Annotated in this window: 16 protein-coding genes; 6 read left to right on the forward strand and 10 right to left on the reverse strand. The window is 59.4% G+C overall.

Going from position 1 to position 13,729, the window contains the following annotated elements; genetic code table 11:
- Positions 1 to 16 precede the first annotated feature (16 nt).
- The 7 genes from AMM41_RS19570 to AMM41_RS19600 form a co-directional block, all read right to left on the reverse strand.
- Positions 17 to 664, reverse strand: a complete 648-nt coding sequence (locus tag AMM41_RS19570) for a DUF47 domain-containing protein (protein ID WP_089963338.1) — start codon at positions 662 to 664, stop codon at positions 17 to 19.
- 96 nt (positions 665 to 760) lie between these two features.
- A complete protein-coding gene (locus tag AMM41_RS19575) occupies positions 761 to 1,123 on the reverse strand; it encodes a DMT family protein (RefSeq protein WP_089963340.1) in 363 nt (120 codons plus the stop codon).
- Positions 1,120 to 1,599, reverse strand: coding sequence for a 2-amino-4-hydroxy-6-hydroxymethyldihydropteridine diphosphokinase (gene folK, locus AMM41_RS19580; RefSeq protein WP_089963398.1), 480 nt, complete (start codon positions 1,597 to 1,599; stop codon positions 1,120 to 1,122). The genes AMM41_RS19575 and folK overlap by 4 nt, the downstream gene beginning before the upstream one ends.
- A 31-nt stretch (positions 1,600 to 1,630) precedes the next feature.
- Positions 1,631 to 3,184 carry a polynucleotide adenylyltransferase PcnB gene (pcnB, locus tag AMM41_RS19585; protein ID WP_089963342.1) on the reverse strand — a complete coding sequence of 518 codons (1,554 nt, stop codon included), beginning with the start codon at positions 3,182 to 3,184 and terminating at the stop codon, positions 1,631 to 1,633.
- Positions 3,181 to 3,849, reverse strand: a complete 669-nt coding sequence (locus tag AMM41_RS19590; protein ID WP_089963344.1) for a histidinol-phosphatase — start codon at positions 3,847 to 3,849, stop codon at positions 3,181 to 3,183. The genes pcnB and AMM41_RS19590 overlap by 4 nt, the downstream gene beginning before the upstream one ends.
- Positions 3,846 to 4,532, reverse strand: a complete 687-nt coding sequence (gene hda / locus AMM41_RS19595) for a DnaA regulatory inactivator Hda (protein WP_089963346.1) — start codon at positions 4,530 to 4,532, stop codon at positions 3,846 to 3,848. The genes AMM41_RS19590 and hda overlap by 4 nt, the downstream gene beginning before the upstream one ends.
- Entirely contained in the window at positions 4,529 to 5,620 is a 1,092-nt protein-coding gene (locus tag AMM41_RS19600; RefSeq protein ID WP_089963399.1) for an AI-2E family transporter, read from the reverse strand. The genes hda and AMM41_RS19600 overlap by 4 nt, the downstream gene beginning before the upstream one ends.
- A 156-nt stretch (positions 5,621 to 5,776) precedes the next feature.
- On the opposite strand from AMM41_RS19600, the gene purM reads away from it, so the two are divergent.
- Complete coding sequence (purM, locus tag AMM41_RS19605) at positions 5,777 to 6,808, forward strand: phosphoribosylformylglycinamidine cyclo-ligase (RefSeq protein ID WP_089963347.1); 1,032 nt, start codon at positions 5,777 to 5,779, stop codon at positions 6,806 to 6,808.
- Positions 6,809 to 6,884: 76 nt separating this feature from the next.
- On the opposite strand, the gene AMM41_RS19610 is transcribed toward purM, so the two are convergent.
- Positions 6,885 to 7,745, reverse strand: a complete 861-nt coding sequence (locus AMM41_RS19610; protein WP_089963349.1) for a SirB1 family protein — start codon at positions 7,743 to 7,745, stop codon at positions 6,885 to 6,887.
- A gap of 18 nt (positions 7,746 to 7,763) precedes the next feature.
- A complete protein-coding gene (murJ, locus tag AMM41_RS19615; RefSeq protein ID WP_089963351.1) occupies positions 7,764 to 9,329 on the reverse strand; it encodes a murein biosynthesis integral membrane protein MurJ in 1,566 nt (521 codons plus the stop codon).
- 211 nt (positions 9,330 to 9,540) lie between these two features.
- Here murJ and rpsT point away from each other — a divergent pair, with 211 nt between their 5' ends.
- Positions 9,541 to 9,849, forward strand: a complete 309-nt coding sequence (gene rpsT / locus AMM41_RS19620) for a 30S ribosomal protein S20 (protein ID WP_089963354.1) — start codon at positions 9,541 to 9,543, stop codon at positions 9,847 to 9,849.
- Between the two features lie 117 nt (positions 9,850 to 9,966).
- On the opposite strand, the gene AMM41_RS19625 is transcribed toward rpsT, so the two are convergent.
- Positions 9,967 to 10,278, reverse strand: coding sequence for a DUF3579 domain-containing protein (locus AMM41_RS19625; RefSeq protein ID WP_089963356.1), 312 nt, complete (start codon positions 10,276 to 10,278; stop codon positions 9,967 to 9,969).
- A 211-nt stretch (positions 10,279 to 10,489) separates the two neighbouring features.
- On the opposite strand from AMM41_RS19625, the gene AMM41_RS19630 reads away from it, so the two are divergent.
- The 4 genes from AMM41_RS19630 (at position 10,490) to kynB (ending at position 13,707) form a co-directional block, all read left to right on the forward strand.
- Positions 10,490 to 11,692, forward strand: coding sequence for an aspartate aminotransferase family protein (locus AMM41_RS19630; RefSeq protein WP_089963358.1), 1,203 nt, complete (start codon positions 10,490 to 10,492; stop codon positions 11,690 to 11,692).
- Entirely contained in the window at positions 11,689 to 12,657 is a 969-nt protein-coding gene (gene argF / locus AMM41_RS19635; protein ID WP_089963360.1) for an ornithine carbamoyltransferase, read from the forward strand. Before AMM41_RS19630 ends, argF begins: the two co-directional genes overlap by 4 nt.
- Positions 12,658 to 12,703: 46 nt before the next feature.
- Positions 12,704 to 13,012 carry a YkgJ family cysteine cluster protein gene (locus AMM41_RS19640; RefSeq protein ID WP_089963362.1) on the forward strand — a complete coding sequence of 103 codons (309 nt, stop codon included), beginning with the start codon at positions 12,704 to 12,706 and terminating at the stop codon, positions 13,010 to 13,012.
- A 68-nt stretch (positions 13,013 to 13,080) separates the two neighbouring features.
- On the forward strand, positions 13,081 to 13,707 hold the full coding sequence (gene kynB / locus AMM41_RS19645; RefSeq protein ID WP_089963364.1) for an arylformamidase: 627 nt from the start codon (positions 13,081 to 13,083) through the stop codon (positions 13,705 to 13,707).
- The last annotated feature ends 22 nt before the right edge of the window (positions 13,708 to 13,729 follow it).

Here is a 13,729-nt window from a genome sequence, read left to right on the forward strand (position 1 = left end):
GGATTCCCGCGACAGATCAGGAGTTTTCGAGGACGATGCCCTCGATCTGGTTGGCCACGTCTTCACACTTGTCGGTGATGGTTTCCAGCAATTCGTAAATGGCTTTGAGCTTGATGAGCTCGCGCACATCGGGTTCATCGCGGAAGAGTTTGCTCATGGCGCTGCGCATCACGCGGTCGGCGTCAGACTCCAGGCGGTCAATTTCTTCGCAGGTCTTCAAGGCGGCCTCGGCCACCGACGGCTCACCAATTTTGGACAGCAACTTGACCGCATGTTGCACCCGCTCGCAGCAGCGAACGGACAAATCTGTCAAACGGGTGATTTCTTCGGTCATGTGGCGCACGTCATACAGCGCCATGGTTTCAGCAGAGTCCTGGATCAGGTCGGCCACGTCGTCCATCAAGTTGATGAGGGCGTGGATTTGCTCGCGGTCGATGGGGGTAATGAAGGTTGTGTGGATCAGGCGGTTGACTTCCTGGGTCACACGGTCAGCGGCATGCTCGGCGTTGTCCACATCGCGGTTGTACTTTTCGCGCAGGTGCACATCGTTGTAATTGGCCACCAAATTGGAGAAGGCCCGAGCCGCCTCGACAATGCGGTCCGCATGTTGGTTGAAGAGTTCGAAGAAGTTGCCTTCTTTGGGCAGCAATTTGCCAAACAGCATGGAAGAGCTCCTGAAAACGGTACAAGGTCAAATGTGACAAAGGCGTGACATTGCTGAGTTTAACCGTACGAAATACAGGAATTGAGGCCCCACAAATCAGTGACTTCTGAAAATGAAATAAACCGCACCCACCATGCACAAAGCCGCCCACAAATAGTCCAGCTTGAGGGGCTCTTCAAGATAAAAGACCGCAAAAGGGACAAAAACACTCAAGGTGATGACTTCTTGCATGATCTTGAGCTGCGCCACGCTGAACTGCGTGTAACCAATGCGGTTGGCTGGCACCTGCAACAGGTATTCAAACAGGGCAATGCCCCAACTCACCAAGGCGGCGGCATACCACGGGGCTGTGGCCATGTTGCGCAGGTGCCCATACCAGGCAAAAGTCATGAACACGTTGCTGGCCAGCAAAAGCAAGAGGGTCTGCAGCGACACGGGCAAGCTGGTGAAAAAAGTCATTGGGGTGCCACTCCATCACGCTCGATGGCCTGACCCGCCACTCGCGCCAAGTCCTCAGGCCCCACACCTTGTGGCCACACATCGGCCAAGGGGACCAGCACAAAGGCCCGTTCGCGCCAACGCGGGTGGGGCAGCGTCAAGCGAGGGCTGTGCATGCAGGCATCGCCATAAAACAGCAGGTCCAGGTCCAAGCTGCGTGGGGCATTCACATAGGGTCGCAAACGACCGGCCTGGTGCTCAATGGCTTGCAAGGCGTTCAGCACATCAGGGGCCATCAAACACGTGTGAATGCGGGCCACCGCGTTGATGAAGTCGGGCCCTTGGGCTTCGTGGGGCGCTGTGCGGTACAGCGCTGAGCGGCCCGTGACTTGCGTACCGGGCAAACAGGCCAATGCGTCAAAGGCCTGCAGCACAGCCGCGCGGGCATCGCCCAAATTGGCCCCCAAGGCCACGTAGGCGGTGACTGGGTCTCGCAAGATCACCCCTGCCTGCTTTCAGCTCACAGATTCAAGCGGCGCTGCCGCCGTCACCCGCCTGATCGCCTGCAGCACCGGGCTTGCGGCGACGGCGGCGGCGTTTTTTGGCAGCTGCATCGTCACCGCTGTCAGCCTCGGCAGCAGGGCGGCTCTCGGCTGGCGCAGGTGCACCTTCGGGGCGGGGTGCCCTGCGAACGCGGGGCTTGGCCGCCAGCAAGGCTTGCTGCTCGACCTTGGCGGCTTGCACCAGGTCTTCGCGCTCTGAATCACTGGCCATGCTGAACTCTTGCCACCAGTCGGCCAGGCGCACATCCACTTCTTCGATGTCTGCCCGCAGACGCAAAAAGTCAAAGCCCGCGCGAAAGCGTGGCTGCTCGACCAAGCCAAAGGGCGTGCTGCCCACCCGTTTTTCAAAGCGCGGCTGCATCATCCAGATCTCGCGCATGTCAGCGGCCAGCTTGCCGCGACCGGACACGTCACCAATGCGGGCCTCAAACACCTCGTCGATCGCGTCTTGCAAAGCCGGGTGCGGGTGTTCCTTGCGGGCCAGTCGGGCGGCCCAGGCATCACGCACATCGGCCCACAACACACAAGCGAGCAAAAAGCTGGGGGCCACGGGTTTGCCTTCGCCCACACGGCGGTCGGTGTCGGCCAAGGCCACTTGCACAAAGGCACTGTCGGCACGCTCCACCACCACATCCAGCAAAGGGTAAATGCCGGTGGCCAGACCCAAGCCCTTGAGTTGCTCAATGGAGGCCAGTGCATGGCCTGTCTGCAGCAACTTCAACATTTCATCAAACAACCGGCTTTGGGGCACATCGGCCAACAAAGCACTGGCCTGAACCAGCGGTTTGGCGGTTTTGGCCTCGAGTTTGAAACCCAGCGGGCTGAGCTTGGCCGCAAAGCGCACGGCACGGATGATGCGCACCGGGTCTTCGCGGTACCGCGCCACCGGGTCGCCAATCATGCGCAACACCCGTTTTTTGGAATCCTGTATGCCCCCGTGGTAATCCACCACGATTTGCGACTCGGGGTCGTAGTACATGGCATTGACAGTGAAATCGCGGCGCGTGGCGTCCTCGTCCTGTGGGCCCCAGACGTTGTCGCGCAGCACCCGACCGCTGGAGTCGACCGCATGCTGCATGCCTTCGAGCTGACGTTTGCTGGTGCGCTCATTGCCTTTGACTTGTTCGGCCGCCGCGTTGTCCAGGTGGGCACGGAAGGTCGAGACTTCGATCACCTCGTTGTCGCGCCCCCGGCCGTACACCACATGCACGATGCGAAAACGACGACCGATGATGAAAGCACGGCGAAACAGGCCCTTGACCTGCTCGGGCGTGGCGTTGGTGGCCACATCAAAATCTTTGGGACGCAGCCCCAGCAGCAAGTCACGCACCGCACCGCCCACCACATAAGCCTCGTATCCGGCTTGTTGCAGTGTGCGCGTCACGTTGATGGCGCGTTCGTCCACCAAGCTGGGGTCGATGCCGTGCACCGAAGCAGGCACCTCGGTACGGCGGCCAAAATGGGGTTTGTTGCTTTTGGGGCCTTTGCCCATCAGCTTGTCGATGAATTGTTTGATCATTCTTGAAAAAGTTCGAGGATGCGCCAGCCACGCTCTGTGGCCAGTTGACGCAACCGAGCGTCAGGGTTCGTTGCCACCGGATGGTGGGCTTTTTCCAAAAGGGGCAGGTCGTTCATGGAGTCTGAATAGAACGTGATTTCTGCGTCCACCCAATCCAGCCCTTGCTGGCTCAGCCACTGGGCCACCCGGGTCACTTTACCGTCCCGAAATGACGGAATCCCCCGGATCTCGCCCGTGATCCAGCCGCTGACATCACGCTCAAGTTCCACCGCGATCAATTCGCTCACCCCAAAGGCCTGGGCAATCGGGCGGGTCACAAATTCGTTGGTAGCGGTCACGATCATGACCGTGTCCCCCGCGTGCTGGTGCGATCGTACCAGCGCCAGCGCCTCGGGCGTGATGCGCGGGCGGATCACTTCATCCATGTAACGGGCATGGGCATGGGCCGCCTCAGTGGCCCCTTTTTCCAGAGCAGCGCGGGTCGCAAATCGCACGTACTCGTGAATGTCGAGTGTGCCCGCTTGGTAATGCGCGTAGAACTCGTCGTTGCGCTGGTTGAACGCCACCGGGTCATTCCAGCCCAACTCGGTCGTGAACACACCCCAACTGTGGTCAGAGTCCAGCGGCAATAAAGTGTGGTCCAGGTCAAACAGCGCAAGTTTCATTCGTTCTCCAGCATCGCACGCACCAACGGAATGGTCAGGGCGCGTTGGGTTTGCAAGGCGTAGTGGTCCAAGTGGTCGAGCAACTGCATCAAGCTGCCCAGATCACGCGAAAAGCGCTTGAGCATGTAGGACATGACTTCATCGCTCAAAAACAAGCCTCGGGTGTCGGCCTCTTGGCGCAGCACAGCGCGGCGTTCAGGCTCACCCAGTACTTGCAGCGCTTCAATGTGTCCCCAGCCCAGGCGGCTGCGCAAGTCGTCACGCAGTTTCAGGTCGGCTGGTGGCAAAGCCCCTGCAGCCAACACCCAACGCGGCGTGCCGCTTCGGGGGGTCAAGGCATTGACGAACCAATTGAAGGCGGTGTGCTGCTGCTCGGCGTTGTACAGGTGCACATCGTCCATCAGCACAGCGGCCCAGTCGTCGTTGAACTCGGGCGGGTCCATGGTGTGGGCATCAAGCCACCCCACCTGCGCGCCCTGCTCTTGCAAGGCATGATGCACAGCGTGCAGCAAATGGGTTTTGCCCGAACCACTTTCACCCCACAAATAGCTGGGCACTGGCGAGCGGCTGGCCGAGTCTGTCCATAAACGCAAATGGCTCAATGCGGCCGCATTGGGCCCAGCAAAAAAATTGTCCAGCGTGGGTGTTGACGCGAAACCAATGTCCAAAGCCAACTGCTTCATGGTCTGTCCGACCCTTGTTCGTCCAAGCCAGAACCGCTCTTTTGGTACAAATCACTGTTCAGATACCGGTGGCGCAAACGACGCAGCGCCACCAACAACACCGCACTGGCGGGCAAAGCGATCAACACCCCCACAAACCCCATCACCTGACCAAAGGCCATCAAAGCCAAAATAACCGCCAAGGGATGCAAGCCAATGCGCTCACCCACCAGTCTGGGCGTGAGGACAAAACTCTCAATCAATTGCCCCAAGCCAAACACCACCGCCACCATCAACACCGCCTGCGCTGAGGCGAACTGGAGCAAACCGGCCAGCAAAGCCAGCAACAAACCCAAACCAAAACCCAAATAAGGCACAAACACCGCCAAGCCGGTGAACACCCCAATGGGCAAAGCCAATTCAAGGCCAAACAAACTCAGCCCCACCGCATAAAAAAGAGCCAAAGCCAGCATCACCAGCAATTGCCCTCGCAAATACTCGCCCAAGACCAAATCACTGTCGTGCATGAAGCTGTCAAAGCCGCCACGCCATGCCGGGGGCACCAATTCGAGCAACATGTTCACCAAACGGGTCCAGTCATTGAGCATGTAAAAAAGCGCCACCGGAACCAACACCGCATAACCCAAAAAAGCCAAAGCGGCACTGCCGCCCAATTTGAGCGAGGACATGAGCGGGGCCCACCAGTCATCGCGGTTGGCGCTGAGGTAGGCGACCAATTGAGATTTCAAGTCTCGCAAATCCAGCGACACATTCAAGCCCAACTGGGCCAACAAGGGGTTGATGAACTCCACCAGACGGTCGAGCAACAAGGGCAACTGCTGCTGAAGCAAAGGCCATTCGCGCACCAAAATGGGCACCAGCATGAGCAAAACACCCAAGACCAGCAAGATGGCCATGAACTCCACCAGCACCACCGCCAAGGCATTGGGCAAACGCCCCCGGGTGAGCTTGTCCAAGCGGAGCACCAAAGGGTGCAAGACATAAGCCATCACCCCCGCCACCACAAAGGGGGCCAAAACAGGCGCAAGCAGCCAAAAAACAATGACAGCGACCAAAGACACACCCAGCCATGCGGCCAAACGGGTCATCAAAAAAGGCAGAGGTGCTTGCAAGTGAGTCTCAACATTTGCGGTGACTGACCTCCAGCGGTCAGGGTCAACCCTTAAAATAAGCTTTCATTTTAGTCTGCCAGCCCGTTTATTGGCCCTTCGTAATCCAATTACCTACCCTTTCGGGTCAAAACCATGAGTCAAACTCCTCTTTCCTACAAAGACGCCGGCGTCGACATTGTTGCGGGCGACGCGCTGGTCGAGCGCATCAAACCCCTGGCCAAAAAAACCATGCGCGAAGGCGTGTTGGCGGGCATCGGCGGTTTTGGTGCCCTGTTTGAAGTGCCCAAACGCTACAAAGAACCCGTGCTGGTCAGTGGCACCGATGGCGTAGGCACCAAGCTCAAGCTGGCGTTTGAATGGAACATGCACGACACCGTGGGCATCGACCTGGTGGCCATGAGCGTGAACGACGTGCTGGTGCAAGGCGCCGAGCCCCTGTTCTTTTTGGACTACTTTGCCTGCGGCAAGCTGGACGTGGACACGGCAGCGGCGGTGGTCGGCGGCATCGCCAAAGGCTGCGAACTGTCGGGCTGCGCCTTGATCGGCGGCGAAACGGCCGAAATGCCCGGCATGTACCCCGCTGGCGAATACGATCTGGCCGGTTTTGCGGTCGGTGCGGTCGAAAAATCCAAAATCCTGACGGGACAAAATGTCCAAGTGGGTGACGTGGTGCTGGGTTTGGCTTCGAGTGGCGTGCACTCAAATGGCTTTTCACTGGTGCGCAAGTGCATTGAACGCGCGGGCAGCAACGCCCCCGCAACCCTGGACGGCAAGCCCTTCAAACAAGCCCTGATGGAGCCCACCCGCCTGTACGTTCTGAATGTCTTGGCTGCTTTGGCGGCGCACCCCATCAAGGCATTGGCCCACATCACGGGCGGCGGCTTGCTTGAAAACATTCCCCGCGTGCTGCCCGATGGCCTGGCCGCTCACCTGCAAAAAGGCAGCTGGCCACAGACCGAATTGTTTGCCTGGCTGCAAACAACCGCCGGCATTGACGACATCGAAATGAACCGCACCTTCAACAATGGCATCGGCATGGTGGTCGTCATTGAAGCCGCTCAAGCCGAGGCCTGTGCACAAACCCTGCGTGATGCCGGCGAACAAGTGTTCACCATTGGCCGCATTGCAGCCCAAGGCGATGGAGCCCAGGTGCTGGTGGCCTGAGCGCAGCGGACTTTCCAAAGGACTTGAGGCCCTGAGCAGGGCCCCAGGTCCTCGTCTTTTGGGCCTCGCAACCCCTTCAAAGCTCCGACAGCTCGCTCACGCGGTTTCTCAGCGCCACGGTGTCGGGCCCTGAAGGCACGGCCTCCAGATACAGCCTCAAGTCCTGCAAGGCCTCGTGAACATGGCCCAGCTCGGCATGCACCAGGCCCCGGTCGCGTCGCTCGGCCCAGTACTCGGGCAACAAAACCACCAAACGGTCCATCACCTGCAGCATGCGGGGCCAGTCTTCTTGTGACCTGAAAATCTCTTTCAAGTTGCGCAGCATCCGCGCCAAAATGTCGCGCTCTGGGCAGGCTTGCAAATAAAGCCCCAAAGGCGTCTCACCCTCGTCCAAGTCCGCCGCCACCGAACGATCGGCCGGGCTGCGATAGGGGCTCAAGCGTTCAGACAAATTGTCCAGCCCCAACGATTTGCCCGTGAGCGGGTCCAGCACCACCAAACCACCCGCCAAGCTCACTTTGACCAAAAAGTGTCCGGGAAACGAAATGCCCTGCGCCTGTAAGCCCAGGGCCTGCGCCAATTCCAGCCAAACGATGGCCAAAGAAATGGGAATCCCTCGGCGCGTGCGCAGGACCTCGTTCAGGTAGCTGTTTTCAGGGGCGTAATAGTCATTGGCATTGACCCCAAAACCCAAGTCTTGATAAAAGACTTGGGTCAAGATCGCCAACTGGGTCAAGTCATCGGCATCTTCTGGCAAACGTGCCTGAACCCGCCTGAGCAAGCGCTCCACATCGTCCAGCACATGCTGCACATCCAAAGTGGGTTCTTCGTCCTGAGCCAAACTGGCTGCAGCCTCGAGCAAAGGAAAATGCTCATCGCTTTGCACCAGACTGGCAAAGTAGCTGAGCGGAGTCGGCGGTGATAAATTCAAAAGCATGTCAATTCCGAAAGCCAGTCACCGTTTGAGAAAGGCCTTGAGACGCACACCCGTGGCCCACAAGACACCAAAATAAAGAAGGGCCGAGCACACCAAAATGCCCAACATCCAAGCGATGCGCAGCCAAGCTTCTTGGCGCATGGCCACCCAAGGCAGGTGATGGGCCGCCAAGCCCAACAGCGCCGACAGCAAGGCCGTTGCCAGCAGCACCTGGAACGCAAAACGCCACCAACCTGGCTGAGGTGTGTAACTGCCCCGGCGCAGCAAACCCAGCAGCAACCACAAGGCGTTGACCAAAGCCCCCAAACCAATGGACAGCGCCAGCCCGGCATGGGCCAGATAGGGCACCAACACCACGTTCAAAATTTGGGTGAGCACCAGCACCACCACGGCAATACGCACAGGTGTGCGGATGTCCTGACTGGCGTAATACCCCGGCGCAAGCACCTTGATGGCCACCAAGCCCAGCAAGCCCACACCGTAGCCCGTCAAAGCCAAGGTGGTTTGTTGCACATCCTTGTCGGTGAACGCGCCATAGTGGTAGAGCACCGACACCAGCGGTTGAGAAAACACCAGCAAGGCCGCTGCACAAGGCAGGGCCAGCAGCAACACCAGCCGCAACCCCCAGTCCAGCATGGCCGCATACCGATCGGTATCGCCCGTGGCTTTGGCTGCGGCCAACTGCGGCATCAACACCACCCCCAGCGCCACGCCCAAAATGGCGGTCGGAAACTCCATCAGGCGATCCGCATAGGTCAACCAACTCACACTGCCCGGGGCCAGGTGCGAGGCAATTTGCGTGTTGATGAGCAAAGAAATCTGGGCCACCCCCACCCCCAACAAAGCGGGGGCCATGAGGCGCAAGATGTTCAAAGTGGCAGGGTTGGTCCAAGCCCTTTTGACGGCAGACGGGCGAATGCCAATGCGGGGCAGCAAGCCCAATCGGGCCAAGGCGGGTATTTGCACCGCCAGCTGCAAAAAGCCCCCCAACATCACGCCCACGGGCATGGCATAAATGGCCTCTATTCCCTGGCGACTGAACCAAGGAGCCAGCAGCCAAGCTGCAGCGATCACACTGACGTTGAGCAGCACAGGCGTGGCCGCAGGCACAGCAAAGCGCTTCCATGTGTTCAAGATACCTGCCGACAAAGCCACCATGGACATGAAAGCGATGTAGGGGAACATCCAGCGCGTCATGTTCACGGCCGCGTTGTAACCCCGTGCATCTTGCTGCAAACCACTGGCCAAGGCCCACACCAGCCAAGGCGAGGCCAACACCCCCAGCAAAGACAAAGCCAGCACCGACCACGCCAAGGCCGTGGCAACACTGTCGATCACTTCCTTTGTGGCCTCGTCACCATGTTGGGCCCGCGTGGCGGCCAACACCGGCACAAAAGCCTGGCTGAATGCCCCTTCTGCGAACAAACGACGAAACAAATTGGGAATTCGAAAGGCCACATTGAAGGCATCGGTCAAGGCACTGGCCCCAAACATCGAAGCCATGAGCAACTCGCGCACCAACCCTGTGACCCGAGAGGCCAGGGTCAATATGGACACAACAGAAGCAGATCGTAAAAGGCTCACAGTGCAGGAGTGTAGCGACCTCTTGGCAGCGCAAAAGCAGTCATCCAAGGGCGATCAAGGGCATATCAGTTGTACGGTTCAGGACGGGGCTCGCGCTGGGTGCATGCCCAGCCTTGATGCTGGGGTCTAAAACGCAGCTGGGGACTGCAGAGCATCTGCTAGAATGCCGGGTTCGCTTGACAACATCCTCAGACATTGAAAGAACATAAATATGGCATCCGCTAAACCCAAAAAGAAAAACCCCCGTCTTGCTTCCGGTCGTAAACGCGTCCGTCAAGACGTCAAAATCAACGCCGCGAACTCTTCGCTGCGCTCGAAATACCGCACTGCTGTGAAGAACGTCGAAAAAGCCGTTGCAGCTGGCGACAAGACCAAAGCCACTGAATTGTTTGCCAAAATGCAAACCGTGGTGGACATCATTGCCGACAAAGGCATCTTCCACAAAAACAAGGCTGCTCGTGACAAGAGCCGCCTGAGCGCCAAAGTCAAGACTTTGGCTCTTGCAGCCCCAGCCGCCTGATCCGCTTATAAAGATCAACAGCCCGGCCAAACCTCATTGGCCGCCGTTTGAAACGGGTGCGCTGTCAGCGAAACAAAAAAAACCGCCTTCGGGCGGTTTTTTCATGGTCGGCCGGCATCAGGACAGATCGGGCAACAAGCAAGCTTCGACCACTTGCAAGCCATTGTCGCGGGCGAAATTCATGACAAAGTCCCAGGCCATGACGTTGTAGTCGCGCAAATCGCGGTGCACCACCACGCATTTGACGCCCCCCAAGGTGGTGGGAATGCACCAGGGTGAATAACTGAGGTGGCTGCCCGGTGTGGCGCCGCCCGGGCGAAAGGGGCTCATGACGCCTGCCAAACGCTCGGCCCAGTCGCTGGGCCGAAAGGTCTTGCCGTCCTCGGTGACCCCTTGGATAAAGACTTCTTTGGCAGTGTTGGAGACCATCGGATAGAGGTGTGAATCAGTGGAGTCCAGAGCTCGGGATCGCCGACCACTGGTTTACCCGAATATTCTATCTTATATAAGACTTGAAACCGCTCGCTCACCCGCAAAAGCGAAGTTGACAAGTCCTGAACCTGCCGGGTATTTCTGCCTCTAAAATCTGCTTTCAGCGGCCCCTCTTCGTTGGGCCGATTTTTATTTCAGGAGTTCACGCATGTCCGCTTTCATTGAAGCCGCCTCACCGCACACCATGAACACCTATGGCCGACTGCCCATCGCACTCAGCCATGGTCAAGGTTGCCGAGTTTGGGACGTCAATGGCAAGTCCTATCTGGACGCTTTGGCCGGCATTGCGGTGAACACCTTGGGCCACAACCACCCCGATTTGGTGCCTGCGCTGCAAGATCAATTGGCCAAAATGATCCACAGCTGCAACTACTTCCATGTGCCCAACGCCGAAGTGCTGGCGGCCAAGCTGGTCGAGTTGTCGGGCATGACCAATGTGTTTTTCTGCTGCACGGGGCTTGAGGCCAACGAAGCGGCCATCAAACTGGCGCGCAAATACGGCCACGACAAAGGCATCGACAAACCCGAAATCGTGGTTTACGAAAAAGCCTTCCATGGCCGCAGCATCGCTACGCTGAGCGCCACGGCCAACGAGAAGCTCAAAACAGGCTTTGGCCCCATGTTGGAGGGCTTTGTGCGCGTGCCGGTCAACGACATCGAAGCCCTGAAAAAAGCCACCGAAGGCAACCCGAATGTGGTGGCGGTGTTCATGGAAACCATCCAGGGCGAAGGCGGCATCAACCCGATGCGCATCGAATACCTGCAGCAAGTGCGCGCCCTGTGCGACCAAAAAGACTGGCTGATGATGATCGACGAGGTGCAGTGCGGCATGGGCCGCACCGGCAAATGGTTTGCCCACCAGTGGGCGGGCATCGTGCCCGACGTGATGCCCCTGGCCAAGGGCCTGGGCTCGGGCGTGCCGATTGGCGCGGTGGTGGCCGGTCCCAAAGCCGCCCACATCTTCCAGCCCGGCAACCACGGCACCACTTTTGGCGGCAACCCACTGGCCATGCGCGCCGGGGTCGAGACCATCCGCATCATGGAAAAAGACGGCCTGATGGCCAATGCGGCCAAAGTCGGTGCACATCTGCGTGGTGCGCTGGACAAGGCTCTGGCGGGCGTGCCGGGCGTGAAAGAAGTGCGTGGCCAGGGCTTGATGCTGGGCATTGAACTCGACCGCCCCTGCGGCCCGATCTGGAGCCGCGCCGCCGAAGCCGGTCTGCTGCTGAGCGTGACGGCCGACAGCGTGATCCGCCTGGTGCCGCCGCTCATCATGACCGAGGCCGAAGCCGACGAAGTGGTCGCGATTTTGGTGCCCCTGATCACCACCTTTTTGGCAGAAACCCCATGAGCCTGACCCCACCCGTGCCTGTGCGGCACTACCTGCAGTTCACCGACCTGAGCGCCGAAGAGTACGCGCATGTGTTTGCACGCGCTGCCGAGATCAAGCGCAAGTTCAAGGCTTACGAAAAGTACCACCCGCTGGCCGACCGCACGCTGGCCATGATTTTTGAAAAAGCCAGCACCCGCACGCGTGTGAGCTTTGAGGCCGGCATGTACCAGCTGGGCGGCTCGGTGGTGCACCTGACCACTGGCGACAGCCAGCTGGGCCGCTCCGAGCCCATCGAAGACAGCGCCCGCGTGATCAGCCGCATGACCGACATCGTCATGATCCGCACCTACGGCCAAGACAAGATCGAGCGCTTTGCCTCGCACTCGCGCGTGCCCGTCATCAACGGCCTGACCAACGAGTTTCACCCCTGCCAAATTCTGGCCGACCTGTTCACCCTGCTGGAGCACCGGGGCCTGGACGCCCAGGGCCAACCGGACCCGTCTTACCTGAAGGGCAAAGTGGTGGCTTGGGTGGGCGACGGCAACAACATGGCCAACACCTGGCTGCAAGCCGCCGAATTACTGGGTTTCACGGTGCACCTGAGCACGCCCAGCGGCTACGAAGTGGACCAGGCTGTGGCCGGTTTGCGCAGCGCCGACTGCTACAAAATCTTCCAAAACCCGCAAGACGCCTGCCGTGATGCCGACTTGGTCACCACCGACGTGTGGACCAGCATGGGCTACGAAGCCGAGAACGAAGCGCGTAAAAAAGCCTTTGCCAACTGGTGCGTGGACGAAGCCATGATGCAAGTGGCCAAGCCCGACGCCCTGTTCATGCACTGCCTGCCTGCGCACCGGGGCGAAGAAGTCAGCGCCGAAGTCATCGACGGCCCGCAGTCGGTGGTCTGGGACGAAGCCGAAAACCGCATGCATGTGCAAAAGGCGCTCATGGAGTTTTTGCTGTTGGGCCGCGTCCAGGCTTGATTCGTTACCCCGGACTTGATCCGGGGTCTATTCCCCTTTTCACCCCATGTCCCACTGCACCACCTGCGGCGCTTGCTGCGTGAGTTTTCGGGTGGATTTTTCCGTGTACGAATACGAAGAAGGCGGCGGCGATGTGCCTGCCGGACTGGCCTCGCCCATCACTGAGCACACCTGCCGCATGCGCGGCACCGACCACAGCCCGCCGCGCTGCGCCGCGCTCTATGGCAAAACCGGCGAAAAAGCGATTTGCGGCATTTACGAATGGCGTCCCTCGCCTTGTCGTGAATTTGAAGAAGGCAGCCCCGCTTGCGAGCAAGCGCGTCGCCGCCACGGCCTGCCTGCGCTGAACGTCTGAAGTCTTTTTCACGGGTGTTGGAAATAACCGACACCACGGTTTTTTGTGGGGTGCTACCTTCGCACACCATGAAAAAACTTTGGGACATCTCCCCACCTGTTGATGCGCAAAGCCCGGTGTTTCCGGGCGACACGCCTTACACCCAGCAATGGGCGACCACGCTGTCGGACACCTGCCCCGTGAACGTGAGCGCCATCACTTTGTCGCCCCATGTGGGCGCACATGCCGATGCCCCGCTGCACTACGACCCGCAAGGCGCGGCGGTGGGCGCTTTGGACCTGCTGCCCTTTCTGGGCCGCTGCCGCGTCATCCACGCACTGGACGCTGGCCCCTTGATCACCATCGCCCACTTGCAACACGCCCTGAACGACGTGCCCGAGCGGCTGCTGGTGCGCACCTACCGCCAGTTTCCGCTGGCGCAGTTTGACAACCAGCTCACCGGCTTTGACCCCGCCTGCGTACAGCACCTGGCCGACTTGGGCGTGATGCTGATCGGCACCGACAGCGCCAGCATCGACCCGGCCGACAGCAAAGCCTTGCCCAGCCACCAAGCGATTCGGCAGCGCGGTTTGCGCGTGTTGGAAAACCTGCTGCTCGACAACGTGCCCGAAGGCGATTACGAACTGATCGCCCTGCCCCTCAAACTCATGACCGCCGACGCCAGCCCAGTGCGTGCGGTCTTGCGCGAACTTTGAACACCCCTTGAAAGATACCCCC

The organism is Limnohabitans sp. 2KL-3 (assembly GCF_001269405.1).
Taxonomy (GTDB): domain Bacteria; phylum Pseudomonadota; class Gammaproteobacteria; order Burkholderiales; family Burkholderiaceae_C; genus Limnohabitans_A.